General features: G+C 72.9%; 20 protein-coding genes and 1 pseudogene. 9 read left to right on the top strand and 12 right to left on the bottom strand.

What is annotated here, in order from left to right; all coding sequences use genetic code 11:
- Window positions 1-130: 130 nt before the first annotated feature.
- The 3 genes and pseudogenes from abmR to K2F47_RS02145 form a co-directional block, all read right to left on the bottom strand.
- Window positions 131-652 carry an ATP-binding transcription factor AbmR gene (gene abmR, locus K2F47_RS02155; RefSeq protein ID WP_272496407.1) on the bottom strand — a complete coding sequence of 174 codons (522 nt, stop codon included), beginning with the start codon at window positions 650-652 and terminating at the stop codon, window positions 131-133.
- Between the two features lie 95 nt (window positions 653-747).
- On the bottom strand, window positions 748-1,923 hold the full coding sequence (locus K2F47_RS02150) for a C40 family peptidase (RefSeq protein ID WP_242900953.1): 1,176 nt from the start codon (window positions 1,921-1,923) through the stop codon (window positions 748-750).
- A gap of 233 nt (window positions 1,924-2,156) precedes the next feature.
- A pseudogene (locus tag K2F47_RS02145) lies at window positions 2,157-4,166 on the bottom strand (thioredoxin domain-containing protein).
- Between the two features lie 107 nt (window positions 4,167-4,273).
- On the opposite strand from K2F47_RS02145, the gene K2F47_RS02140 reads away from it, so the two are divergent.
- Complete coding sequence (locus K2F47_RS02140) at window positions 4,274-5,851, top strand: recombinase family protein (protein ID WP_242900952.1); 1,578 nt, start codon at window positions 4,274-4,276, stop codon at window positions 5,849-5,851.
- A gap of 15 nt (window positions 5,852-5,866) precedes the next feature.
- On the opposite strand, the gene K2F47_RS02135 is transcribed toward K2F47_RS02140, so the two are convergent.
- From K2F47_RS02135 to mca, 5 genes are read right to left on the bottom strand one after another with little or no spacing between them, the layout of a single operon-like run.
- Window positions 5,867-7,225 carry a dihydrolipoyl dehydrogenase family protein gene (locus tag K2F47_RS02135; RefSeq protein WP_242900951.1) on the bottom strand — a complete coding sequence of 453 codons (1,359 nt, stop codon included), beginning with the start codon at window positions 7,223-7,225 and terminating at the stop codon, window positions 5,867-5,869.
- Window positions 7,222-8,178, bottom strand: a complete 957-nt coding sequence (locus K2F47_RS02130) for a ribonuclease Z (RefSeq protein WP_242900950.1) — start codon at window positions 8,176-8,178, stop codon at window positions 7,222-7,224. Before K2F47_RS02130 ends, K2F47_RS02135 begins: the two co-directional genes overlap by 4 nt.
- Window positions 8,179-8,229: 51 nt before the next feature.
- Window positions 8,230-9,066 carry a tetratricopeptide repeat protein gene (locus tag K2F47_RS02125; protein ID WP_242900949.1) on the bottom strand — a complete coding sequence of 279 codons (837 nt, stop codon included), beginning with the start codon at window positions 9,064-9,066 and terminating at the stop codon, window positions 8,230-8,232.
- Window positions 9,067-9,108: 42 nt separating this feature from the next.
- Window positions 9,109-9,348, bottom strand: coding sequence for a hypothetical protein (locus tag K2F47_RS02120; RefSeq protein ID WP_242900948.1), 240 nt, complete (start codon window positions 9,346-9,348; stop codon window positions 9,109-9,111).
- Window positions 9,348-10,208 (bottom strand): mycothiol conjugate amidase Mca, encoded by an 861-nt coding sequence (gene mca / locus K2F47_RS02115; protein WP_242902529.1) that lies wholly within the window; start codon window positions 10,206-10,208, stop codon window positions 9,348-9,350. The genes K2F47_RS02120 and mca overlap by 1 nt, the downstream gene beginning before the upstream one ends.
- A gap of 190 nt (window positions 10,209-10,398) precedes the next feature.
- Between mca and K2F47_RS02110 the strand changes: the two genes are divergently transcribed.
- Together K2F47_RS02110 and greA are read left to right on the top strand one after the other, a co-directional pair.
- The gene (locus K2F47_RS02110) at window positions 10,399-10,785 is read left to right on the top strand and encodes a DUF4307 domain-containing protein (protein ID WP_242900947.1); all 387 of its coding nucleotides are present in this window, start codon (window positions 10,399-10,401) and stop codon (window positions 10,783-10,785) included.
- A gap of 188 nt (window positions 10,786-10,973) precedes the next feature.
- Window positions 10,974-11,474, top strand: a complete 501-nt coding sequence (gene greA / locus K2F47_RS02105) for a transcription elongation factor GreA (protein ID WP_214620878.1) — start codon at window positions 10,974-10,976, stop codon at window positions 11,472-11,474.
- 93 nt (window positions 11,475-11,567) lie between these two features.
- On the opposite strand, the gene K2F47_RS02100 is transcribed toward greA, so the two are convergent.
- A complete protein-coding gene (locus tag K2F47_RS02100) occupies window positions 11,568-12,041 on the bottom strand; it encodes an Lrp/AsnC family transcriptional regulator (RefSeq protein WP_242900946.1) in 474 nt (157 codons plus the stop codon).
- A gap of 124 nt (window positions 12,042-12,165) precedes the next feature.
- On the opposite strand from K2F47_RS02100, the gene hppD reads away from it, so the two are divergent.
- The 6 genes from hppD (at window position 12,166) to K2F47_RS02070 (ending at window position 20,052) form a co-directional block, all read left to right on the top strand.
- A complete protein-coding gene (gene hppD / locus K2F47_RS02095) occupies window positions 12,166-13,257 on the top strand; it encodes a 4-hydroxyphenylpyruvate dioxygenase (protein WP_242900945.1) in 1,092 nt (363 codons plus the stop codon).
- 121 nt (window positions 13,258-13,378) lie between these two features.
- A complete protein-coding gene (locus K2F47_RS02090) occupies window positions 13,379-14,263 on the top strand; it encodes an RDD family protein (RefSeq protein WP_242900944.1) in 885 nt (294 codons plus the stop codon).
- 76 nt (window positions 14,264-14,339) lie between these two features.
- The gene (locus K2F47_RS02085) at window positions 14,340-15,308 is read left to right on the top strand and encodes an RDD family protein (RefSeq protein WP_242900943.1); all 969 of its coding nucleotides are present in this window, start codon (window positions 14,340-14,342) and stop codon (window positions 15,306-15,308) included.
- Between the two features lie 63 nt (window positions 15,309-15,371).
- Entirely contained in the window at window positions 15,372-16,961 is a 1,590-nt protein-coding gene (locus tag K2F47_RS02080; RefSeq protein ID WP_242900942.1) for a M1 family metallopeptidase, read from the top strand.
- A 108-nt stretch (window positions 16,962-17,069) separates the two neighbouring features.
- Entirely contained in the window at window positions 17,070-18,494 is a 1,425-nt protein-coding gene (locus K2F47_RS02075) for a M1 family metallopeptidase (protein ID WP_242900941.1), read from the top strand.
- 127 nt (window positions 18,495-18,621) lie between these two features.
- Complete coding sequence (locus tag K2F47_RS02070) at window positions 18,622-20,052, top strand: M1 family metallopeptidase (RefSeq protein ID WP_242900940.1); 1,431 nt, start codon at window positions 18,622-18,624, stop codon at window positions 20,050-20,052.
- A gap of 21 nt (window positions 20,053-20,073) precedes the next feature.
- Here K2F47_RS02070 and ilvA read toward each other — a convergent pair whose 3' ends face one another.
- The 3 genes from ilvA to K2F47_RS02055 all read right to left on the bottom strand — a co-directional run bounded on the left by ilvA (window position 20,074) and on the right by K2F47_RS02055 (window position 23,574).
- Window positions 20,074-21,297 carry a threonine ammonia-lyase gene (ilvA, locus tag K2F47_RS02065; RefSeq protein ID WP_242900939.1) on the bottom strand — a complete coding sequence of 408 codons (1,224 nt, stop codon included), beginning with the start codon at window positions 21,295-21,297 and terminating at the stop codon, window positions 20,074-20,076.
- Window positions 21,298-21,451: 154 nt separating this feature from the next.
- Window positions 21,452-22,414 (bottom strand): ROK family protein, encoded by a 963-nt coding sequence (locus K2F47_RS02060; RefSeq protein ID WP_242900938.1) that lies wholly within the window; start codon window positions 22,412-22,414, stop codon window positions 21,452-21,454.
- Window positions 22,411-23,574: an FIST signal transduction protein gene (locus K2F47_RS02055; RefSeq protein ID WP_242900937.1), complete on the bottom strand. Its 1,164-nt coding sequence runs from the start codon at window positions 23,572-23,574 to the stop codon at window positions 22,411-22,413. Before K2F47_RS02055 ends, K2F47_RS02060 begins: the two co-directional genes overlap by 4 nt.
- Window positions 23,575-23,731: the final 157 nt, after the last annotated feature.

Here is a 23,731-nt window from a genome sequence, read left to right as displayed (position 1 = left end):
GTCCCCGGTGCGCGAACCCGCTCAATTATGGCCTGACGGCGATACTTCTCCCACCGTTCCAGTCAGATCAGGCTGGCGCGAGATAGAACGTTCGCGGCCGGAACCGGCCTGCCCGGCCGCCCCCGCCCGGTCAGGGCTGGGGACCGGCGGCGCGGGCCCGCTCCACATACTGCAAGGCCGTCCTCAGCTCGGAGAGCCACTCGTCGGTGTTCTTGCCGACGAGCCGCACGCACCAGGCGAGGGCGTCGCTGCGGCTGCGCGCCACCCCGGCGTCCACGAGCGTGTCCAGGACGCGGCGCTCCGGCTGCCGCAGCCGGGTCATGACCGGCACCGACAGCGTCGTGAACATCTCCCGCTGGTCGCCGCAGTCGGCGCCCCAGGAGACCTTGTGGCCGAAGCGGTGCTCGGCCTCGCGCGCGATCGCGATCCGCTTGTCGCGGGTGTCCTCGCGGAAGCGCTGGATGTGCCCGGCGAGCAGCGCGGCCCGCTCGGTCTGCGACACCTCGGCCGCGCCGTCCGGCTCGGGGAGGCGGCCGACGACGCTGACCTCCTCGCGGTCGAGCACGACCTCCAGCGGGCCCTCGAACCAGCCCTCGGGGAGCCGTCCGGAGAACCAGCCCCGCAACTGCTCCGCTGATTCGTTGGTAGTCATGTAATCAACATTACATCGCCATCGGCGCAAGCGGCAGGGCCCACGGGCGATTGGTGTCGACCGTGGGCCTGACGGGGTTGCGGGAGGGGCGCGGGTCAGCCGGAGAGACCGGCGACCCGCTGCGGGCTCACCCGGACGGCGCCGCGCATGTTGCGCGTGTAGACGTCCTGGACCTGGACGCGCAGGCCCGTCCTCGGCGCGGCCAGCATCTTCCCGTCGCCGAGGTAGAGGGCGATGTGGGAGATGTAGCCGGGCGCCGTCGGGTCGTTGGCCCAGATGAGCATGTCGCCCGGCTCGGCCTTGCTGTAGGGGATCACCCATCCGGCGCGCGCCTGGTCGGCGGCGACGCGGGGCAGCTTGATCCCCGCGCGGGCGAACGCGTACTGCATGAGGCCCGAGCAGTCGTAGCCGCCCTCGGCCTCGGACTCGCCGCCCCACACGTACGGCCAGCCGATCCGCGTGTAGGCGGCGCGGATGACGGTCTGCACCTGGCTCGCGGTCATGACCTGGCCGCGCGCGGTCGGCACGTCCTCGCCGCCACCCGCCTTCGGGTAGTCGATCGCCGGGTTGATCTCGACGGCCTTGGCGTTCTTGGGCAGCAGCTTCCTCAGCCGCTTGATGAAGGCGGCGGGCTTGGCCTTGGGGACGCTGACCAGCATCGCGTTGCCGGTCGGCATGCCGAGCGACTGCGCGGTCGCGTGCGAGACCACGGCGTCCACGTCGCTGATGCCCATCGTCGCGTACGCGCCGACGCGCAGCTGCGCCGGATGCTGCCGGCCCCCGGCGGGCACCTGGCTCCCGAGCCGGACGCCGCCGTCGTTGCCCATCGTGAAGGAGATCGCGACGTCGCCGGCGGCCACGTTGCGCCACAGCCCGTCGGACTGGGCGGTCGGCTTCGGCGTGTAGTTGCGGAACGTGGACGGCTCGACGCCGAGCAGCCCGACCCGCTTGCCCGCGACCATGCCCTGTACCGCGTCCACGACCTCGACGCCCTGGACGCCCTTCTCCGCGCGGACCTTGTCCACCACGTCCGCCGGGAGCGTGGCGGGGGCGGCCACCAGCACGTGCGGGGTCAGCCGCTTGGACAGCGGCGCCACGGCCCGCGTCGCGAGCGAGGAGGACGCGGCCACGAACTGGGCCCGCTGGTCGCTCAGCGGCGGCGCTTTCCCGTCGCCGTCGCGGACGACGAGCACCGCGCCGTTCACGCTGAGAGTGGAGAGTACGGAGACACCGATAATCGTCGGCAGGACCCGGCGGTTCGGCTTTCGCACTGCGACGCTCCCTCGTTGGTCGATGCCCGTTCTACCACGGCGGCGCGCACGGCGACGGCCCCGGTCGAACGGCTACGGCCCGGCTCCTCGACTATGGCCCAGCGGAGCGACCGACGTCCAGATACCCCGCATACCGTCGGGTATCCCCGCCCGCCCCGTCCCGTTGGTCAGTCGCGTCCCGGCCGTTCGCCGGTCTCGGTGAGATCAGGGTCACAGTGCCACAAAATGGACAATTAATCCAACAGCCCACGTAGTTCACGTTCCAGGTCCGCGGGGGCCGTCACGGGCAACCGGCACGTGAACCCGCGGCACACGTACGCCGCCGGGGCACCGTCCACGAGGCCGCGCCCCTCCAGCAGCGGAACCTCCCCCGCGCCCGGCTCGCCCACGCTCACCACCGCGCCCGGCGCCACCGCCAGCAACGCGGCCCGGTGCAGGTCACGGGTGCGCGCGTCGTCCCGTCCGCCGACGACGGCGATCTCCGCCGGGCCGGTCACCTGGGCCTCCGCGACCGCCAGCCCCCAGCCCGCGAACCGCGCGTGCTCCCCGGCCAGCGGCCCGACCGGCCCGAGCGCGGCGACCGCCGCGTCCCGGTGCCGCTCCGACCCGGTCAGCGCCGCGTACGACAGCAGCGCCCCCGCCGCCGCGAACTGCCCCGACGGCGTCGCGTTGTCGGTCGGGTCCTGGGGCCGCCGGAACAGCCGCTCGGCGTCGTCGGCGGTGTCGTAGAACCCACCGGAACCGTCACCGAACCTTTCCAGGACGGTATCGAGCAGGTCACCCGCGCGCCGCACGTGCGCCGCGTCCCCGGTGACCGCGTGCAGGGCCAGCAACCCCTCGGCCACGTCCGCGTAGTCCTCCAGGACGCCGGAGTTCGCCCCGGCGACCCCGTCGCGCGACGTGCGGACCAACCGCCCGTCGCGCATGTGCACGTCACCCAGAAGCCGAGCGACCTCCTCCGCCGCCCGCACCAGATCGGGACGGTCGAACAGCGCGCCGCACTCGGCCAGCGCCGCGATCGCGAGCCCGTTCCACGCCGCGACGACCTTGTCGTCCCGCGCGGGAGGCACCCGGTGCGCGCGCGCCGACAGCAGCGCCGTCCGCACGCGCTCGTACCGCTCGGGGTCCTCCGGGTCGCCGAGGAGTTGCAGGACGGACGACCCATGCTCGAACGTCCCCGTCACCTCGAACAGGCCTTCGGCGTACGCGCCGTCATCCTCGCCGAGCACCTCGCGCAGCTGCGCCGGAGTCCAGACGTAGTACTTGCCCTCCACGCCCTCGCTGTCGGCGTCCAGCGCCGAGGCGAGCCCGCCCTCGGCCGTGCGGAGGTCGCGCAGCATCCAGTCGCACGTCTCCACTGCGACCCGCCTCGCGAACGGCGTCCCGGTCGCCCGCCACCAGTGCGCGTAGACCCGCGCCAGCAACGCGTTGTCGTAGAGCATCTTCTCGAAGTGCGGGACGACCCACTCCGCGTCCACCGAGTACCGCGCGAACCCGCCGCCGAGCTGGTCGTACAACCCGCCCCTGGCCATCGCCTCCAGCGTGCCCGAGGCCATCGCGAGCGCGCCGTCGTCCCCCGTCCGCGCGTGGTGGCGCAGCAGGAACTCCAGCGCCATCGACGGCGGGAACTTCGGCGCCCCGCCGAACCCGCCGCGCGCCGCGTCGAAGGACTCCGCGAGCACCCGCACCGCGTGCGCGAGCCGCTCCTCCCCCGGCGCCGCGTCCCCGCCGAGCCCGCCGCCCCGTGCCGTCAGCGCCGCGACGACCTGCTGCCCCTGCCCGACGACGTCCTCGCGCCGCTCCGTCCACGCCTTGTCGACGGCCTGGAGCAGCGACCGGAACTGGGCGCGCGGAAAGTACGTCCCGCAGTAGAACGGATGCCCCTCCGGGGTCATGAACACCGTCATCGGCCAGCCGCCCTGACCGGTCATGGCCTGGGTGGCCTCCATGTAGACGGCGTCGATGTCCGGCCGCTCCTCCCGGTCGACCTTGATGTTCACGAACAGCTCGTTCATGATCCGCGCGGTCCCACCGTCCTCGAAGGACTGATGGGCCATGACGTGACACCAGTGGGATCGAGGAAGCTACCAATGGCAGGATGCGTACCCCACCGAAAGAAGTATGGGCACGTCCCGCCGCTTAGCCTCCGCGATCGCCTCCTCTCCCCATTCCCACCACTCGACCGGGTTGGTGGCGTGCTGAAGGAGGTATGGCGACGTAGCTCGCGCTAGTCGGTTCATCACACCAGCCTCTCACACGCCTCGGATCCCGACGCCATCACCATCCGCTTTGTGTCGTACCCGGACCGTAGTCTCGAAGCCTCTCGAACCACGCCCCCGGGAGGCATCGGATGAACGGCGACGCTCCACGCGACCCCATCACCGCTCGACCTGATCGCGCCTCCCCCGGCGCCGACGCTCCCGGCCTGATCGCGTACGCGCGGATCAGCGACCTGTCGGGCAAGCGCAACTCCGCCGCGAGCATCCTCGGCGTCCAGGCACAGCACGAGGTCTGTACGGCGATGGCACTCGACGCCGGTGCCGTCGTCGTCCAGCGGTACACCGACAACGACAGGTCGGCCAGCCGCGGCGAGTCCCGTCCCGGCTTCGAGGCGATGCTCACCGACCTCTACCGGGGCCGCACGGTCGGACGCGTCCCCGTGCACGGCGTCATCACCGTGGACGTCGACCGCGTTTACAAGACGGCCGAGCAGTGGGAACGGTTCGTCACCGCGTTCCGGGCCGCCCCCGGGCGCCTTTTCGCGGACTGGCAGGGGCCGCGCGACCTGTACGCCGCGGAGGCCGACGAGGCGGGCCTGCACGACGTCGCCGTGGCCAGGGGCGAGAACTCGCGGCGCGGCGACCGGACGCGGCGCTGGCACGCCGCCCAGGCGCGGCGCGGCGTCGCGCACACCGGCGGGCGTACCTTCGGCTACCGTCCGGTCGAGGGCGGGCCCGGGCACATCGAGGTCGTGCCGGAGGAGGCGGCCGTCATACGCGCGGCCGTCGCCGCGTGTGCGGAGGGCCTTTCATGGGGCGCGATCACGCGGATCTTCGAGCGCTCGGGGATTCCGACCGAGCACGGCGGCCCGTGGCGCGTCCAGACGGTCAAGCAGATCATCTCAAGCCCGCGCCTGGCGGGGCTCCGCCTGCTGGCGGGTGAACTCGTCACGGGCCCGGACGGCGAGCCGGTACGGGGACGCTGGGAGCCGATCATTACGCGTCCCGAATGGGAGGCCGTATGCGCGCGCTACAAGCCGCGCGAAAGAGCCGCAGGTGGGAACGGCGTCGTCACGCGGGGACGGAAGGCCCGCAAGTATCTGCTCTCCGGGCTCCTGCGCTGCGGCAATGACACAGGCACCGGCCCCTGCCGTTGCGTGATGCAAGGTTGTGCGAGCAGGGCCGGGGCGTCGGCGTACCGCTATTCGTGCAGGCCGAAGGCTGACGGAGGATGCGGCGGGACGTCGGTACGCGGCGAATGGATGGACGGAGAAGTCGCGGACCTCGTCCTCGACATGCTGTCCGACGCGGGACCCGGGTTCCTCAGGCGGCCGGACTGGGTCAGGCGTCCGGAGTATGACGCGATCACGGCAAGCCGTGACGAGCTTGACGAGCGGTGGCGGCGGGGCGAGATCGGGGAGGGCAGGTTCCACGAACGCCGGACCGTTCTCGACGAGATTCTCCAGGACCTGCGCTCGGAGCGGCGGGCCTGGGAGGCCGTCGATGAGTGCTTCGCGCATGGGACGCCGGAGCGACTCCGGCGCTGGAGGCTCGGAGCGGACGAGGGCGGTTACGACCTCCACCAGCGCAGGGCGCTCGTCTTCGGCGCCCTGGAATCGGTCCTGGTCTTCCCATCCGGGAGAGGGCGGGTCAGGCGGGCGGGGCACGGCTACCTCCCCACCTTCCGCGCGTCGGCGGCCGAGCGGTGATGGATCGCGGGGTGGTCACGGGGTTAGGGGGGTCAGGGCGGTCTCTATCGCGCGGTGGAAGGTGGGGTAGGCGTAGATCATTTCGCGGAGGGCGGCGGTGGGGGCCTCGGTGTGGACGGCGACGGCCAGGGCGCCGAGGATCTCGCCGCCGGACGGGCCCGCCGCCGTGGCGCCGACGAGCACGCCCCGGCCGGCGTCCTCGACGAGCTTGATGAAGCCGTCGTTGCCGACCTTGTGGATCCAGCCCCGGCTGGACTCGGGGATCTGCGCCGTCCCGGTGCGGACGGTCAGGTCCTGCTCGCGGGCCTGCGCCTCGGTGAGGCCGACGGAGGCGATCTCGGGGTCGGTGAACGTCACGCGCGGGACGGCCCGGTAGCTCGCGGGCGCGCCCTGCTCGCCGAGGATGTCGCGGACGGCGACAGCGCCCTGGTACATCGAGACGTGGGTGAAGGCGCCCTTGCCGGTGATGTCGCCGATCGCCCAGACGCCGTCGGCGGCGCGCATGGCGCCGTCCACGGGGATCGCGCGGGCGTTCTCGTCCAGGCCGACGGCGTCGAGGCCGAGGCCCTTCAGGTTGGGGCGGCGGCCGGTGGCGACGAGGAGGCGGTCGGCCGTCAGGCGCTCGTCGCCGAGGTGGAGGGTGAGGCCCTCGGCGTCCTGCGAGGCGCCGGTGACCTTCACGCCGGTGCGGACGCCGATGCCCTCGCGCTCGAAGACCGTGCGGAGCAGCTCGCTCGACTCGGGCTCCTCGTTGGCCAGGAGGCGGTCTCCGGCCTCGACCACGGTGACGCGGCTGCCGAAGCGGGAGAACACCTGCGCCATCTCCGCGCCGACGACGCCCCCGCCGAGGACAAGCAGGGACGCGGGGACCTCGGTCGCCTGGACGGCCTCGCGGTTCGTCCAGTACGGAAGGTCCGCGAGTCCGTCGATCGGCGGCGCGGTCGGAGACGTGCCGGTGTTGAGGACGATGCCGCGCCGGGCGCGGATGACCTGGCCGTCGACCGTGACCTCGCGCGGGCCGGTGATGCGGCCCTGGCCCCGGACGAGCGTCACGCCCTTGCCGGTGAGGCGGTCGGCGGCGGCCGTGTCGTCCCAGGAGTCGGTGGCCTCCTCCCGGATCCGCGCGGCGACGGGCGCCCAGTCCGGGGTGACGGTGGCCGCGCCCGCCATGCCGGGGACGCGGCGCCCCTCGGCGAGCAGCCCGGCGGCGCGCACCATCATCTTGGTCGGCACGCACGCGTAGTACGGGCACTCGCCGCCGACCAGCCGCGACTCCACCCCGGCCACGGCGAGCCCGGCCTCGGCGAGCCGGCCCGCCGCGTCCTCTCCGCCGGGCCCGAGCCCGATGACGACGATGTCCACTTCTTGGGTCATGCCCCACTCCTGCCCATGAAGCCGCCGGTAGTCACACGGCGCGGCGGCATGGGGACGCGGTCCAGGTCGTGGACGAGGGTGATCTCGCCGCCGAAGACGCGGGCTGCCTCGTCCAGGAAGCGGTGCTCGTCGGCGCTTTTGTAGCGTTCCGAGAAGTGGGTGAGGACGAGGTGCCGCACCCCCGCCCCGGCCGCGATCGCCGCCGCCTGGACCGAGGTCAGGTGCCCGTACTCGGTCGCGAGCGCCTCGTCCTCGTGCAGGAACGTGGACTCGATGACCAGCATGTCGGCGCCGTCGGCGAGCTCCCGCGCTCCCTCGCACACGCGGGTGTCCATCACGAACGCGACCTTCTGCCCCGGACGGGTCACGCTGCACTCCTCCAGCGTGACCGTCCGCCCGCCGACCTCGACCCGGCCGTCCGCCTGGAGGCGCCGGACGAGCGGCCCGCGCACCCCCCGTGCGGCGAGCGCGTCCGGCAGCATCGTCACGCCGTCGGGCTCCTCCAGCCGGTACCCGTAGGCCTCGACGGGATGCGACAGCCGCCGGGCGATCAGCCGGAACGGCTCCTCGGCCAGCGTCGCCCGGTCGCCAGAGACCGGGTGCTCGCGGATCACGTCGGTGTCGCGGAACGCGGTCGCGTGCCGCAGCCGCTCCCAGAAATGGGCGCCGCTCGCGGGGAACGCCGCGTCCACCGGGTGTTCGACGCCGTCGCGGGCGACGCGTTGCACGATCCCGGGGACGCCCAGGCAGTGGTCGCCGTGGAAGTGCGTCACGCAGATCCAGGACACGTCGTTCGCGGACACCCCGGCATGCGCCATCTGCCGCTGCGTGCCCTCGCCCGGGTCGAACAGGAGGCCGTGCCCGTCCCAGCGCAGGAGGTAGCCGTTGTGGTTGCGGGACTTGGTGGGCACCGCGCTCGCGGAGCCGAGGACGATGAGATCACGAGCCGACATCCCCCCATGGTGCCGGGCGGGGAGCGGGCGGGCCCCCGAAGATCCGCGCGGTCAGGAGGCCGGCGCGGCGCGGCGGCCCGCCACGGCCCGCGCCCGCGAGCTCGGCACCGACGCGTACAGCTCGGCCGCGCGGTCCAGCGCGGCGCGCTCGGCGGCGGTGTCGCCGCGCAGGTGGGAGGCGTCGGCGAGGTGCACGAACAGGTCGCCCTGCCGCTCCACGGCGGCGGCCGCCCGCATGATCTCCAGCGCCTGGCCGAAGAGGTTGACGGCGGTGACGGGACGGCGCAGCCGCAGGTACGCCTGTCCGAGGCCGGTCAGCGCGCGGGCCCGGTGGTAGTCGTCGGGCTCGGGCAGCGCGGCGAACGCGTCCGGCAGCGGGCCGAGCAGCTCCAGCGCCCGGTCGGGCTCGCCGGTCTCGGTCAGCGCGCGCCCGAGGTCGTGCCGCGCCATCAGGACGTCGCGGGGGTCGCCGTCGCGTTCGGCGCGGGCCAGCGCGTCCTCCAGGACGCCGGCCGCCTCCGTCCAGCGTTCGCGTTCGAGCAGCGCGAGGCCCTCGGCGCGCGGGCCGCCGCGTCCGGCCAGGTAGTGGTCGATGACGCGGCGGAGCGCGGCCTCCCGCTCGGGCTCCGGCTCGTCCCGCTCGGCGAGTTCCCGCGCGTGGTCGTGCGACGCCCCCGGCAGCGTGAACCGGCCGCCGCCCGCGTCGGACAGCAGGCCGCGCCGGGCCAGCGTCGAGAGCAGATCGCGCACCTCGTCCTCGGGACGGTCGGCCAGGACGGCCGCCGCCCGGGACCCGACGTCCTCGCCCGGATGCAGGCCGAGCAGCCTCAGCAGCCGGGCGGCCCCGGCGGGCAGGTCCCGGTAGGCGTCCTCGAACTCGGCGCGCACGTCGGGGTTCCTCCCCGGCCGGGCGCGCCCCAACCGGACGCGTCAGGCGTCGTCGGCCGCCTTGTCCGCGGCGGCGGCCTTCGCGGCCTGGGCGCGCTCCCACTCCTGCTGCTTGAGGTCGGCCTCGCGGGGCGCCTGGATCTTCTTCATCTGCTTGTTCATCGAGCGGACGAGGAACACCGTGGCGACCGCGAGCGCCAGGAACACCCCGAAGCCGAGGAAGCCGGGGCTGACCGTGTCGTCGTTGAGGGGGATCGCTAGGGGAACCGCTGGTGGCAGCACTACAAGGACACCTTCTCCCGGATACCGGCGAACAGATCGTCCTCCGGCAGCTCGGTATCGACCAGGGACCTGGCCAAATGGTAGTCCTCCGTCGGCCACGCCTCGCGCTGGACGTCCATCGGGACGACGAACCAGAAGCCGTTCGGGTCGATCTGGGTGGCGTGGGCGAGCAGCGCCCGGTCGCGGGTCTCGAAGTGGTCGGCGCAGGGGACCTTGGTGGTCACGGCCCAGCGGGCGGGCTCGGTGTCCTCCTCGAAGCGCTTCAGCCAGTCGTGGTAGGGCGACTCCAGGCCGGCCTTCAGCATCGCCTCGTGCAGCGTGACGACCCGCTCCTTGGTGAACGTCATGTGGTAGTAGAGCTTGTGCGGCGTCCAGGGCTCGCCCGCGTCCGGGTAGCGCTCCGGGTCGCCCGCCGCCTCGAACGCCTCCACCGACACCTCGTGGCACTTCACGTGGTCGGGGTGCGGGTAGCCGCCCCGCTCGTCGTAGGTCAGCATCACGTGCGGGCGGAACTCGCGGACGGCGCGCACCAGCGGCTCGGCCGCGGTCTCCAGCGGCTCCAGCGCGAAACAGCCCTCCGGCAGCGGCGGCAGCGGGTCGCCCTCGGGGAAGCCGGAGTCGACGAACCCGAGCCAGCGCTGCTGGACGCCGAGGATCTCCCGCGCCCGCGCCATCTCCGCCTCGCGCACCTTGCCGATGTCGGCCTTCACCTCGGGACGGTCCATCGCGGGGTTGAGGATGTCGCCGCGCTCGCCGCCGGTGCAGGTCACCACCATCACCTCGACGCCGTCGGCGACGTATTTCGCCATCGTGGCCGCGCCCTTGCTGGACTCGTCGTCCGGGTGGGCGTGCACCGCCATCAGGCGCAGCGGCTCCGCGCCCCCGCCCGGCCGTTCGAGCGTCGTACCGTCGATGACCTCGGACACCTGGGGATCTCCCTCTCCGCGAACTGGACATACAGGGCCGGGCGGACCCCCGGTTCGGAGCATGCGCCGCGGCAGACGAGAATTGTCCCTGACAACGTCCACACCCCGCACGGAGATTCCCGCCATGACCACGAGCGTGACCGACGCCGAGGCGTCAGCGGAACCGAGGCGGGGCCGCCTCGGCCTGGTGGTCATCGGGATCGTCGCGGCGGTGACGGCGGGCGGCTTCGGCATCCTCGCCGCCCACACCGGGCAGACCCCGGGCATCGTCCCGCAGACGATCACCTACGACGTCCGGGACGACACCACCGTGGAGATCAGCTACTCGGTCGCCAAACCGAAGGGCGACGAGGTGCGCTGCAAGATCGACGCCTACGACGTGAACTTCGCGGTGCTGGTGGAGAAGGCGGTCACGGTCCCGGCGGGGACGTCCGGCGCGACCCGCTCCGACACCCTGCGCACCCCCCGCCGCGCGACCGGCGCGCGGGTGAAGGAGTGCCGCAAGGTGTGACCCGCCCGCGCCGGGGAAGGCACGGGGACGCGGACCCCGGTTTGCCCGGTTGCAGACGCCGAGTTCAGGGAACCTTTACCCGCACACACCGGATAGGCTAGAGGTTTCACCCGGCCGCACTTCATGTCGATGTGGCGCTCTCCCCGGCGGGACGAGCGAGGATCGCAACATGTGGATGAGGAGTACCCGTGACCGAGACCCGCGCTGACAACGTCACCTGGCTCACCCAGGAGGCGTACGACCGGCTCAAGGCTGAGCTGGACCACCTGTCGGGCCCGGGCCGCATCGAGATCGCTCAGAAGATCGAGGCGGCGCGGGAGGAGGGCGACCTGCGCGAGAACGGCGGCTACCACGCGGCGAAGGAGGAGCAGGGCAAGATCGAGGGGCGCATCCTCCAACTCCAGGGCATCCTGGAGAACGCCCGCGTCGGCGAGGCCCCCCGCACCGAGGGGGTCGTCGGACCGGGGATGACCGTCACCGTCGCGTTCGAGGGCGACGACGAGGAGGTCACGTTCCTGCTCGCCTCCCGCGAGGAGAGCGGCGCCCCGATCGACGTCTACTCGCCGAAGTCCCCGCTCGGCGCCGCCATCAACGGCAAGAAGGTCGGCGTCAAGGCCACCTACTCGCTCCCCAACGGACGCAGCATGACCGTCGAGATCCTCGACGCGACGCCCTACGTCGGGGCGTGATCCCCGCCCTCGGCGTCGGGTCCTGGGCCCGGCGCCAGGGCGGAGCGGTCCACCACCCACTGGTCGACCACCCACTGGTCACCCACCCAGCGTTCAACCATTCCTGGCCGCGGCGCGAACGAGCGGAAGCATCCGATAGGGCACCTGCTCGGCCAGCGAGATCACCGAGGACGCGCGCTCCACGCCCGCCACGTCCACGATCACGTCGATGACGCGTTGCAGGTCGGTGTTGCTGCGCGCGACGATCCGGCACAGCATGTCGCCGGGCCCGGTGATCGTGTGCGCCTCGATCACCTCGGGCACCTGCGCGAGCCGCGCGGCCACCGGGTCGTGCCCGCCCGCCTGCCGCAGTTGCAGGGTCACGAACGCCGTCACCCCGTAGCCGATCGCCGCCGGGTCGATGTCGGGGCCGAAGCCGCGCGTCACGCCGTCGCGGGCCAGCCGGTCCAGCCGCGCCTGGACGGTGCCGCGCGCCACCCGCAGCCGCCGCGACGCCTCCAGCACGCCCACCCGCGGCTCCGCGGCGAACAGCTCGATCAGCCTGCCGTCCAGCTCGTCGATCGTCACCGCGCCTCCAGCGATGGTCACCCTGTACAGGAAGTCCGGTCGGACCCTATGCCGACTGTACAGACTGACCAGTGTTTTGGACGACTCTTGCGCACCTTGTAGGCGTCCAACGAGATTGGATGGCATGGATGAGTTTCCGGTCAAGGGCATGGACGCCGTCGTCTTCGCTGTCGGTAACGCGCACCAGGCGGCGCACTACTACTCGACCGCGTTCGGAATGCGCAGGGTCGCCTACCGCGGCCCCGAGAACGGCCTGCGCGAGGAGGCCGTGCACGTCCTGGAGTCGGGCAAGGCCCGGTTCGTCTTCCGCGGCCCGACCAAGGCGGGCACGGAGATCGGCCGCCACGTCGCCGCGCACGGCGACGGCGTGGTGGACCTCGCGATCGAGGTTCCCGACGTCGAGGCGGCCTACCGGCACGCCGTGGCGAAGGGCGCGAAGGGGCTGGAGGAGCCGCACGTCCTGGAGGACGAGCACGGCAAGGTGACGATCGCGGCGATCTCCACCTACGGCGAGACGCGGCACTCGCTGGTCGACCGCTCGCTGTACAACGGTCCCTACCTGCCCGGGTTCGAGGCTGCGGGCCCGATCGTCGAGCCGCCGGAGAAGCGGTTCTTCCAGGCGATCGACCACTGCGTCGGCAACGTCGAGCGCATGGACGAGTGGGCCGACTACTACCACCGCGTCATGAACTTCACCGACATGGCCGAGTTCGTCGGCGCCGACATCGCCACCGAGTACTCGGCGCTGATGTCCAAGGTCGTCGCCGACGGCACCCGCAAGGTGAAGTTCCCGCTGAACGAGCCCGCCGAGGGCAAGCGCAAGTCGCAGATCGACGAGTACCTGGAGTTCTACGGCGGCCCGGGCGTGCAGCACATCGCGCTCGCCACCAACGACATCCTGTCCTCGGTCGACCAGATGCGCGCGGCGGGCGTGGAGTTCCTCCAGTGCCCCGACTCCTACTACGAGGACCCGGAGCTGCGGGCGCGCATCGGCGAGGTGCGGGTGCCGATCGAGGAGCTCCAGAAGCGCCGCATCCAGGTCGACCGCGACGAGGACGGCTACCTGTTGCAGATCTTCACCAAGCCCGTCCAGGACAGGCCGACGGTGTTCTTCGAGCTGATCGAGCGGCACGGGTCGCTCGGGTTCGGCAAGGGCAACTTCAAGGCGCTGTTCGAGGCGATCGAGCGGGAGCAGGAGCGCCGCGGCAACCTGTGACGTTCGTCCCCCTCGCCGATCGGGGACCCGGCCCCGGACGCGCCGCGTCCGGGGCCGGACGGCGATCCGGAAGGGTATGCACGGGACCAATCCCACCCCGGTACGGGCACACTGTGTGGCCATGAACCAACCGCCCGAGCAGCCGCAAGGCTGGCATCCCCCCGACGAACCCCCGAAACAGGACGAGACGCCGCCGCGGAGCGAGGCGCCGCCGGAGTCCGGTCCCGCGCCCGCCGACCGTCCTCCGCCCTACCAGGGCCACTACGGCAGCGGCCAGGCGCAGCCGCTGCCCGCCTACCCGCAGCAGCCGAACCCCGAGCAGCCCTACCCTCAACAGCAGCCCTACGGCCAGCCGCCCTCCCCCCAGCAGCCGTACGGGCAGCAGCCCTACGGGCAGCAGCCGTACGGGCCTCCTGGATACGGCGGTGCGCCGGACCCGCACGCCGGACGCGGCGCGCGGTTCGGCGCCGGGCTGCTGGACCGGGTCATCCTCGTCGCGGCGTCGATCCCCTTCGTGCTCCCGGCCGTGCGCTGGGACCGGATCCAGGACGCCGCGGACTCCGGCGAGACCCTTGACACGGCCGACATGTACAACATCCCGCTTCTCTTCGCCGGGTATGCGATCGCGTTCGTGCTGGAGTTCGCCTACTACACGATCCAGCACGCCAGGTGGGGGCGGACGCCGGGAAAGCGCGCGGCGAGCGTCCGGGTGGTCCGCGCGTCCGACCACGGCGCGGTGAGCTGGGGGCAGGCGGCGATGCGGCAGGGGTTCGTGTCCGTGCTGACGGCCGCCTCGTCCTTCCTCGGCCTGCTCGGACCCGCGGGAAGCCTGCTGAGCCTCCTGGTGGGCATCGTCTGGTTGCTCGACCACGCCTGGATCCTGTGGGATCCGCGGCGGCAGGCCCTCCACGACAAGGTGGCCGGGACGGTGGTGGTGAAGGCGGTTTCGTGGGCGCCCGACCCGTACGCCCGGAGCCGCGTTCCGGGCGATCCCGGCAACCTTTGATCATCCACGGGTAAACATTGCGGCGCCCCGGGCGCGGCGAGGTTTGCTCGGCGGCGCCCGAGCCCACTTTGACGGCATGACGCAACCGCCGAACGACCCCGCGCCCGGGGAAGAGCCGGACCACGGCCGGCAGCCGCCGCAGGGACCCGAGGACCCGCGGGGACCCGAGAACGAGCCCGAGCGTCCCGGCCCGTACGAAGGCCCGCCCCTCGGCGGCGAACAGCCCGGCTACGGAGAACAGCCGGGCTACGGTCAGCAGCAGCCCTACCCCGAGCAGCCGTACGGGCAGCAGCCCGGCCACGGCCAGCAACCCGGCTACGGCCAGCAACCCGGCTACGGCCAGCAACCGGGGTACGGCCAACAGCCCGGATATGGCCAGGAGCAACCCGGCTACGGCCAACAGCCGGGGTACGGGCAGCAGCCGGGGTACGGCCAGCAACCCGGGTACGGGGAACAGTCCGGGTACGGGGAACAGTCCGGGTACGGGGAACAGTCCGGATACGGCCAGCAGCAGCCGTACGGGGGGCTACCCGGATACGGGGGCGGGGCCGAGGGGTACACCGATCCGGCGGCGGGCCTGGCGAGCCGCTGGGCGCGGCTGTTCGCCGCCATCATCGACGGGATCATCCTCGGCATCGTGACCACGCTGATCTCGCTGCCGTTCCTCGACTGGGACCGCATCTTCCACCCCGACAGCGGCGACTCGTTCTACGGCGGCGGGCGCGCGACGTCCAACGCGTTCGGGATCGTCCTCGGGTTCCTCTACTACTGGCTGATGCACGCCCAGTGGGGGCAGACGCTCGGCAAGAAGCTGCTGCACATCCGCGTCGTCCGGGAGGAGGACGGGGGCGCGATCGGCAACGGCCGCGCCGCCGGGCGCTCGGCGTTCTACAGCGTGCTCGGCGGGATCTGCGGCTGCATCGGCCTGATCAACGTCCTGTGGATCCTGTGGGACCCGCGCAAGCAGGCGCTGCACTGCAAGGTGGCGCACACGCTCGTCGTCAAGGTGGAACCGGGGGCGCCCGACCCCTATCTCCGCCGCTGAAACGCTTCACCGCAAACACACCCGAGTTGCCCAGCGCGCCCTCCGCCGGGCAGTCTGGTCGTTGTGCACAAGGCCGGAAACCCTCCCATCCGCCGCCGCCGCGCCTCACGGACGGCGGCCGGGCTGACCGCGCTCGCCGTCGCGGGGTCGCTGACGGCCTGCGTGGCGCCCTTCGGCGGCGACGACGACCCGGAGGTGACGGCGAGCGACGGCCCAGCCGTCGACGGCCCGGCCGGTCCCACCAGCGCGGGCGACCCCTATGTGCCCGGTGACGGCAACGGCGGCTACGACGTCCAGCACTACGGGCTGAAGCTGACGATCACGCCGGGCGGCGCGCGGGAGCTGGACGGCACCGCGACGATCACCGCGACCGCGACCGAGCGGCTCGCGCGCTTCAACCTCGACCTGGCCGCGCTGGACGTCGCGTCCGTGACGGTGGACGGGGCGCCCGCGCGGCAGCAGCGCGGCGGCGGCGAGCTGGAGGTCACGCCCGCGAAGCCGCTGGCGAAGGGAGCGCGGTTCACGACCGTGGTCCGGTACTCGGGGACGCCGCGTCCGGTGACCGACCCGATCCTCGGCAAGTACGGATGGGTGCGGACGCCCGACGGGGTGTTCGTGGCGTGCCAGCCGAGCGGCGCGCACACCTGGTTCCCGAGCAACGACCACCCGAGCGACAAGGCGACGTTCGACTTCGAGGTCACGGTGCCGCAGGGGCTGACGGCGATCGCGAACGGCGAGCCCGAGACGCCGGTGACCGATTCGCCCGGCGGCGCGAACGGCCCGGGCCCCGGCGACCCGACCGGCGGACCCGACGTCCCGCCCGGCGGTTCGCAGGACCCGACCGTCGTCCCGGCCGCCGCGCACCGCCCGGCGACCACGACGAAGCTGACGACCACCACGAAATGGCACGTCAAGGACCCGATGGCGACCTATCTGGCGTCGGTGAACGTCGGCCGGTTCGCGGTCCGGACGGGCCGCACGGCGGGCGGCGTCCCGGTGATCACGGCGGTGGACCCGTCGCTGAACACCGTGAACCTCGACACCTTCCACCGGCTGAACACGCAGGTCACCGACGAGTGGTCGAAGCTGTTCGGGCCCTACCCGTTCAGCTCCACCGGCGGGCTGATCGACAACGCGGGCGTCGGGTTCGCGCTGGAGGCGCAGACCCGTCCGGTGTACGGCGCGTTCGGGCTGGAGCCGACGATCGTCGCGCACGAGCTGGCGCACCAGTGGTTCGGCGACAGCGTGAGCCTCAAGCGCTGGCAGGACATCTGGTTGAACGAGGGCTTCGCCACCTACGCCGAGTGGATGTGGGACGAGCGGTCCGGCGGCCAGACCGTGCAGGAGCACTTCGACGAGCTGTACGGGCAGCCGGGCAACGGCGAGCTGTGGGACGTGCCGACCGGCCGTCCCGGCCGGGGCCAGATGTTCGGGCGGGCCGTCTACGACCGGGGCGGGATGACGCTGCACGCGCTGCGCAAGAAGGTCGGCGACGCGGCGTTCTTCAAGATCCTCCAGACGTGGACGAAGGAGAAGCGGAACTCCAACGCGACGACGCCGGAGTTCATCGCGACCGCGAACCGCGTGTCGGGCCAGAAGCTCGACGCGTTCTTCGACGCGTGGCTGTACCAGCGGGGCCGACCCGCGAAATGACCGCCCGGGTCAGCGTTCAGGTAAGCGTTCGGTCAAGCACGGCAAGGTAGCCGCCGCCACCGCGTCGTGCCGGGTCATGCTCTACGGGTGACCGGGCCTCCAGGACGGATGACCGCGGCTGCCGCCGCGTTGACCCTGCTCATGCCCGCGTCCAGCACTCCGGCCCCGGGCTCCCCCGGCATCGGCGACGCCTACTTCCCGAACGCCGGGAACGGCGGCTACGACGTCGCCCACTACGACGTCGCGCTCACCTACGCGGGGCCGAAGACGGGCGCGGTGGACGCGACCGTGGCGATCACGGCGAAGGCGACGCAGGACCTGTCGGCGTTCGACCTCGACTTCCGGGGCCCCGAGATCGTCAGCGTCGCCGTGGACGGGCGGCCGGCCCGGCACGCGCGCGCGGGCCAGGAACTCACGGTCACGCCCGCCTTCCCCCTCCAGGAGGGGCGGACGTTCACGGCGGTCGTCCGGTACTCGGGCACGCCGCGTCCCCTCCAGAGCCCGGCGTTCGGGACGTACGGGTGGGTCCCCTCCAAGGACGGCGCGGTCGTCGTCGCCGAGCCCGACGGCGCGCCGACGTGGCTGCCGGTGAACGACCACCCGCGCGACAAGGCGACCTACGCGTTCCGAGTGACGGTCCCGAAGGGCCTGCGGGCGCTCGCCAACGGACGTCCCGGCGAACCCGTCACCGGCGCCGGAAAGGCCACCGGCGGCAAGGCCCTCACCAGCGGCGCGGCCCTCCTCGGCGGCGAGGCCGGCACCGGCGGCGAGACCGCGACCTACACCTGGGCCGAGGAGTCGCCGATGGCGAGCTACCTGGCCATGGTCGCGATCGGACGGTTCCGGGTGCGCGAGACGACCGTGTCCGGCATCCCGGTCATCACGGCCGTCGACGCGAAGTACAAGGCGTCGGCCAAGACCCTGGAGGACCGCACGGTCAAGGCGCTGACCTGGGCGTCGAGCGTCTTCGGCCCGTACCCGTTCGCGACGGCGGGCGGGATCGTCGCCGACACGCGGCTCGACTACGCGCTGGAGACGCAGGAGCGCCCCGTCTACTCCGGGTTCGTGCCGGGCGAGGCGTTCGTCGTGCACGAGATGGCGCACCAGTGGTTCGGGAACAGCGTCGGCCTGCGCGAGTGGCGCGACGTCTGGCTCAACGAGGGCTTCGCCACCTACGCGGAGTGGCTGTGGCGCGAGCGCACCACCAGGGACTCCGCCAAGAAGATCTTCAAGCGGTACTACGCGCAGCGCGCCGACTCCCCCGTCTTCGCGCCGCCGCCGGGCGACCCGGGCGCGGCCGACCTGTTCGGCTTCTCGGTCTACGTCCGGGGCGCGATGTGCCTGGAGGCGCTGCGCGAACGGGTCGGCGACCGGACGTTCTTCCAGGTCCTGCGGACGTGGGCGGAATCGCGGCGCGGCTCGTCGGCGACCACGGAGGAGTTCGTCGCGCATGCCGAGCGGACCTCGGGCCGGCGGCTCGGCCCGCTGTTCGACGCCTGGCTGAAGGGCCGCGGAAAACCGAAGAAGTGGTGATCCTGGGACGAACCAACCCGCGTAATCCCCTGCGTACACGCCGTTTCGAGACCAAATCGCGCTTGAACCCGAGAAGATCCCCCGAAATTCTGTTCGCGAGTGTGGGCCTGACGACGAGGACGAGGTCATGACCAGAACCCCCAGAGCACTTGCCGCGGTGGCGCTGAGCGTCGCCGCGGGTCTCCTGATCGCGGCGGCCCCCGCCGGCGCCGCCACCCGGTTCTCGCCCGGCGCCCCCGGCGCGGGCGACCCGTACTTCCCCGACATGGGCAACGGCGGCTACGACGTCTCCCACTACGACGTCTCGCTGCGGTACGACCCGGCGACCAAGGGCATCGAGGCCGTCACCCGGATCACCGCGCGGGCGACGCAGAACCTGTCCCGATTCGACCTGGACTTCCTCGGACCCCTGAAGATCTCCTCGCTGACCGTGGACGGCCGCCGCGCCGCCTACCGCAGGACGGGCGCGCAGGAGCTGGTCGTCACCCCCGGCCGGGGGCTGCGCGAGCACCGCCGGTTCACGGTGACCGTCGCGTACTCGGGCGTCCCGCAGACGGTGGACGACAAGGCGCTCGGCACGTCCGGATGGATCCCGACGGCCGACGGCGCGGTGATGCTGAACCAGCCGATCGGCGCCGCGTCGGTCTACCCGGTGAACGACCACCCGACCGACAAGGCGACCTACACGTTCACGCTGACCGCGCCGAAGGGCCTCACGACGCTCGCCAACGGCGACCTGGGGGGCACCCGCACCCGCAACGGCTGGACGACCACGCGCTGGGTCAACAGCCACCCCATGGCCAGCGAACTGACCATGATCGCGATCGGCCGGTACGACCTGCTGGCGGGACGCACCGGCTCGGGTGTCCCGAGCCTGGTCGCCACCGACCAGAGCCTCGGGGTGAAGCCCGACCTCGTCAAGCGGTTCGCCGAGCAGACCGCGCAGGTGCTGGAGTTCGAGTCGGGGCTGTACGGCCGCTACCCGTTCACCTCCACCGGCGGCATCGTGGCCAAGGCGAACGTGGGCTACGCGCTGGAGACGCAGAGCCGCCCGGTGTACGACCTGACGCACCGCCCTGGCACGATCCCGTCGGGCACCCTGCTCGCGCACGAGCTGGGCCACCAGTGGTTCGGCGACGCCGTCTCGCCCGAGCGCTGGGCCGATATCTGGCTGAACGAGGGCTTCGCGACGTACTCGGAGTGGCTGTACTCGGAGAAGTTCGCGGGCAAGCCCGTCCAGCGGAGCTTCGACGAGACCTACGCGGCGCCCGCGAACTCCACCCTGTGGAAGGGCAAGGTCTCCAATCCGGGCCGGGACCACATCTTCGACGCCCTCGTCTACGACCGCGGCGCGATGGCGATCCACGCGCTCCGCAAGACCATCGGGGAGAAGGCGTTCTTCCGGCTGATCAAGGCGTGGCCGTCCGCGTACCTGCACGGCAACGCGTCCACGGCCGACTTCGTCCGCTTCGCGGAGCGGATCGCCCACAAGGACCTGCGCGCCTGGGCGACCCCCTGGCTGTACTCCGAAGGCAAGCCCGCCTTCACCTCGAAGTGAGCGTCAACTCAAAAGTGAGCGTCAACTCAGAGTGAGCGTGTAACCCTTCTCGCGGAGGCGTCCGATGACGTCCTCGGAGTGGTCGGAGCCGCGCGTCTCCAGGTGCATGAGCACCTCGGCCTCCTCGACGTGGAGGCGCGCGGCGACGCGCTCGTGCATGACGTCCAGGACGTTGACGCCGAGTTCGGCGAGCTCGCTGAGCAGCGTGACGAGGGCGCCGGGACGGTCCCGCAGTCGGCACCGGACGACGAGGTAGCGGCCGGTGCCCGCCAGCCCGTGCCGCAGCACCCTCGACAGCAGCAGCGGGTCGATGTTGCCGCCCGACAGCAGCACGACCACCGGCGTCCGGAACGCGTAGGAGTGCTCCAGCAGCGCCGCGACCCCGGCCGCCCCGGCGGGCTCGACGACCTGTTTGGCGCGTTCGAGGCAGAGCAGCAGCGCCTGGGAGATCGACTCCTCGGTCACCGTGACGACCGCGTCGACCAACTCGGTGAACAGGTCGAAGGTGAGGTCGCCGGGGCGGCCGACGGCGATGCCGTCCGCCATCGTGCCCTCGATGTCGACGCGGACGGGCCGGCCCGCCGCGAGCGAGGCGGGGAACGCCGCCGCGCGCTTGGCCTGCGCGCCGACGACCTTGACGTCGTGGCCGCCGGTCTCCTTCGCGACGCCCTTGAGCGCGGTGGCGATGCCGGAGATCAGGCCGCCGCCGCCGACGGCGCCGACGACGGTCCGGACCTCGGGGCACTGGTCGAGGATCTCCAGCCCGATCGTGGCCTGCCCGGCGACGACGTCGGGGTGGTCGAACGGGTGGATGAGGACGGCGCCGCTCTCGGCGGCGTAGGCGTCGGCGGCGACGAGGCAGTCGTCCACGCTGGGGCCGGGGAAGACGACCTCGGCGCCGTACCCGCGGGTCGCGGCGATCTTGGGCAGCGGCGCGCCGACCGGCATGAACACCGTCGACTTGCAGCCGAGCATGGACGCCGCGAGCGCGACGCCCTGCGCGTGGTTGCCCGCGCTCGCCGCGACCACCCCCCGGGCCCGCTCGGCGTCGCTGAGCCGGGCGATCCGCACATACGCGCCGCGGATCTTGAACGAGCCGGTGCGCTGGACGTTCTCGCACTTGAGCAGGACGGGCCCGCCGATGGCCTCCGAGAGCACCCGGGAGCGGATCAAGGGGGTGGGGACGACCACGTCGCGGAGCAGCTCGCGCGCGGCCCGGACTTCGTCGACGGTGACGAGGCTCATGCCCCTGATCTTGCCACGCTCCCGGACCAGGTCGGCTGTGGTCAGCCGGCGTTCCGGTCCGCCCGCCGCTCCCGTCGGTCGGTGTTCCGGTCGGCCCGCCGCTCCCCGTCAGTCGGCGTTCCCGTCAGTCAGCGTTCCGTCAGTCGGCGTTCCGTCAGTCGGCGTTCCAGTAGCGGTCGGCCGCGTGGATCAGCGCGGCCGCGCCGATGAGCCCCGCGGTCTGGCCCAGCGCGGCGGGAACGATCCGCAGGCCGCGCGCGAAGTCCATGCGGGCGTGCGCGCGGAACGCCTCCTCCAGGGGGTCGAACAGCAGCGCGCCCGCCTGGGAGACGCCGCCGCCGACCGCCACCACGTCCAGGTCGCACAGGTGCGTGGCCGAGGCGATCGCGATGCCGAGCGCGCGTCCGGCGCGGCGCATGGCGGCGACGGCGATCGGGTGCCCGCGCCGCGCGTCGGCAGCGAGCTCGACGCCGGTGACGTCCGGGCTGCCCTGGCGCCAGCCCTGGTCCCGCGCCCAGGCGGCGAGGCCGGGGCCGCGCGCGACCGCCTCCAGGCAGCCGCGCCCGCCGCACTCGCAGGGCGGGCCGTCCGGGTCCACGATGACGTGCCCGATGTGCCCGGCGTTGCCGCTGGCGCCGTCGACGAGCCGTCCGCCGAGGACGAGGCCGCCGCCCACCCCGGTCGAGACCACCATGCCGAGGACGTCGCCGCGCCCGCGTCCCGCGCCGCGCCAGTGCTCGGCGATCGCGACGCAGATCGCGTCGTTGTGCACCCGGACGGGCAGCCCCGGGTACCGCTTCCGGAACCGCTCGCGCAGCGGGAAGCCGCGCCAGGCCGGGATGTTCAGCGGCGACACCTCGGCGGCGGGCCAGGTCATCGGCCCGCCGCAGCCGACGCCGACACCGGCGAGCGGCGGCGACCCGGCGCCGGTGACGAGCCCGTCCAGCAGCGCCTCCAGCGTCCGCCAGAGCCCCTCGCCGTCGACGTCGCGGGGCGTGGCGGCGCGCTCGTAGGCGAGGACGCGCCCGCCGGGCTCGACGAGGGCGGCGGCGAGCTTCGTCCCGCCGATGTCGACCGCGAGCGCGGGAGCCCCGGCGGGCGTCTCGGCGTCGGTCACGCGGGCTCTCCGGGACGTCCGAACGCCAGGATCGACGCGGTGAACCCGTGCACGTGGTTGCGTCCCGACACCGGGCCGATCTCGCCCGCCGCGAAGAACCCGCCGATCCCGGCGGGCCCGAACGCGCGGTCGAGCACCTTCGCGTCGTGGTCGGAGTCGGGGAACATCGCCTGCCCGCGCCCGTTGCACGAGAACAGCAGCGCGCCCTCGACCGGCCCGAGGTCGAACCGGTCGAGCAGCGCGGCGAGGTCCTCCTCGGCGGCGCCCGCGTCGCGGACCTGGAACCGGACCGTGCGCCCGACCTCGACGACGTCGCCGATCGCGATCGCGCCGCTGCCCGCGTCGGCGCCGACCACCCCGCGCACGAGGAAGTCGCCGTGCTCGTGCTCGTCGGCGTACTCGTTCATCGCCACGCCGATCAGCAGCCCCTGCCCGGCCATCTCCTGCTCCTCCTCGGGGAGCAGCGCGACGATCTGCTCCAGCTTCTCCAGCGCCGGGACGCCCGCCAGCTCGTACAGGACGTTCTCGTCCGCGCGGGTCACGACCATGTCGGGGCCGATCGGGCGGGCGCCCTGGCTCACGACGGTCGCGGCGGCGAGCGGGCCGCCGAGCACCACGCCGACCGCGCCGTCGGAGTAGACGTCGCCGCCGACGAACAGCCGCGTGCCGCCACGGACCTCGCCGTCGGCGATCCCGCCGACGAGCGGCAGCCCGGGCAGGACGTCGTCGGAGCGCTCGACGAACGCGTCCACCGGGAAGCTGTAGGGGTCGGCGAGCAGCACCCCGACCACGTCGTCCTCCTGCCCCTCCGGCATGCCGACGACGATCAGCCGGTCGTCGGCCTTGAGCGTCTCCAGCCGGAACGGGTCCAGCCGGGCGCCGGGCAGCACCGCCGCCCACGCGCTGACCGCGCCGCTGTCCTCCACCCCGCGCCCGGCGCCGATCACCCCGGACGCGCTGCACCCGAGCACCAGCGCGGGCGCCGCCGCCCCGGCCGCGTGCCGGGCGGCCGCCTCCACCTCCTCCGGGTCGTCGCCGCGGACGAACACGCACACCAGGTCGGGCGCCGCGCTGAGCGGCGCGAGGGCCTGCTCGACCGCGGACCCGGCCGCGCTGGTCAGGTCGGGGCCGAGGGCCAGGCCGTCACCGAATCGCGCCATCGGCGCCGCCTCCCTCATTCCGTTCACCGGCTCGCTTCACCCTTGCAGTCTCCCCCGCGTCGCGCCGCGCACCCAACCCGCGCCGGGCCGCCGCCGAGCCGCCGCCAAGCCGCCCCCGGGCCGCCACCGGGGCGCCGGGTGACGACTCGTCGGACGA

The sequence above is a fragment of the Actinomadura terrae genome (assembly GCF_022751215.1).
In the GTDB taxonomy this organism is placed as follows: Bacteria; Actinomycetota; Actinomycetes; order Streptosporangiales; family Streptosporangiaceae; genus Spirillospora; species Spirillospora terrae.
The sequence above is the reverse complement of the archived record's forward strand: the minus strand, read 5'-3'. Positions and strand labels throughout refer to the sequence as shown.

Excerpts from the sequence above, each read along its gene's own strand:
- K2F47_RS02085 (WP_242900943.1), top strand. The coding sequence starts at position 14,340 with ATGACGCAACCGCCGAACGACCCCGCGCCCGGGGAAGAGCCGGACCAC.
- K2F47_RS02110 (WP_242900947.1), top strand. The coding sequence starts at position 10,399 with ATGACCACGAGCGTGACCGACGCCGAGGCGTCAGCGGAACCGAGGCGG.
- mca (WP_242902529.1), bottom strand. The coding sequence starts at position 10,208 with ATGGCGGTGCACGCCCACCCGGACGACGAGTCCAGCAAGGGCGCGGCC.
- hppD (WP_242900945.1), top strand. The coding sequence starts at position 12,166 with ATGGATGAGTTTCCGGTCAAGGGCATGGACGCCGTCGTCTTCGCTGTC.
- K2F47_RS02070 (WP_242900940.1), top strand. The coding sequence starts at position 18,622 with ATGACCAGAACCCCCAGAGCACTTGCCGCGGTGGCGCTGAGCGTCGCC.
- K2F47_RS02055 (WP_242900937.1), bottom strand. The coding sequence starts at position 23,574 with ATGGCGCGATTCGGTGACGGCCTGGCCCTCGGCCCCGACCTGACCAGC.
- K2F47_RS02130 (WP_242900950.1), bottom strand. The coding sequence starts at position 8,178 with ATGTCGGCTCGTGATCTCATCGTCCTCGGCTCCGCGAGCGCGGTGCCC.
- K2F47_RS02140 (WP_242900952.1), top strand. The coding sequence starts at position 4,274 with ATGAACGGCGACGCTCCACGCGACCCCATCACCGCTCGACCTGATCGC.
- ilvA (WP_242900939.1), bottom strand. The coding sequence starts at position 21,297 with ATGAGCCTCGTCACCGTCGACGAAGTCCGGGCCGCGCGCGAGCTGCTC.
- K2F47_RS02135 (WP_242900951.1), bottom strand. The coding sequence starts at position 7,225 with ATGACCCAAGAAGTGGACATCGTCGTCATCGGGCTCGGGCCCGGCGGA.
- abmR (WP_272496407.1), bottom strand. The coding sequence starts at position 652 with ATGACTACCAACGAATCAGCGGAGCAGTTGCGGGGCTGGTTCTCCGGA.
- K2F47_RS02075 (WP_242900941.1), top strand. The coding sequence starts at position 17,070 with ATGACCGCGGCTGCCGCCGCGTTGACCCTGCTCATGCCCGCGTCCAGC.
- K2F47_RS02090 (WP_242900944.1), top strand. The coding sequence starts at position 13,379 with ATGAACCAACCGCCCGAGCAGCCGCAAGGCTGGCATCCCCCCGACGAA.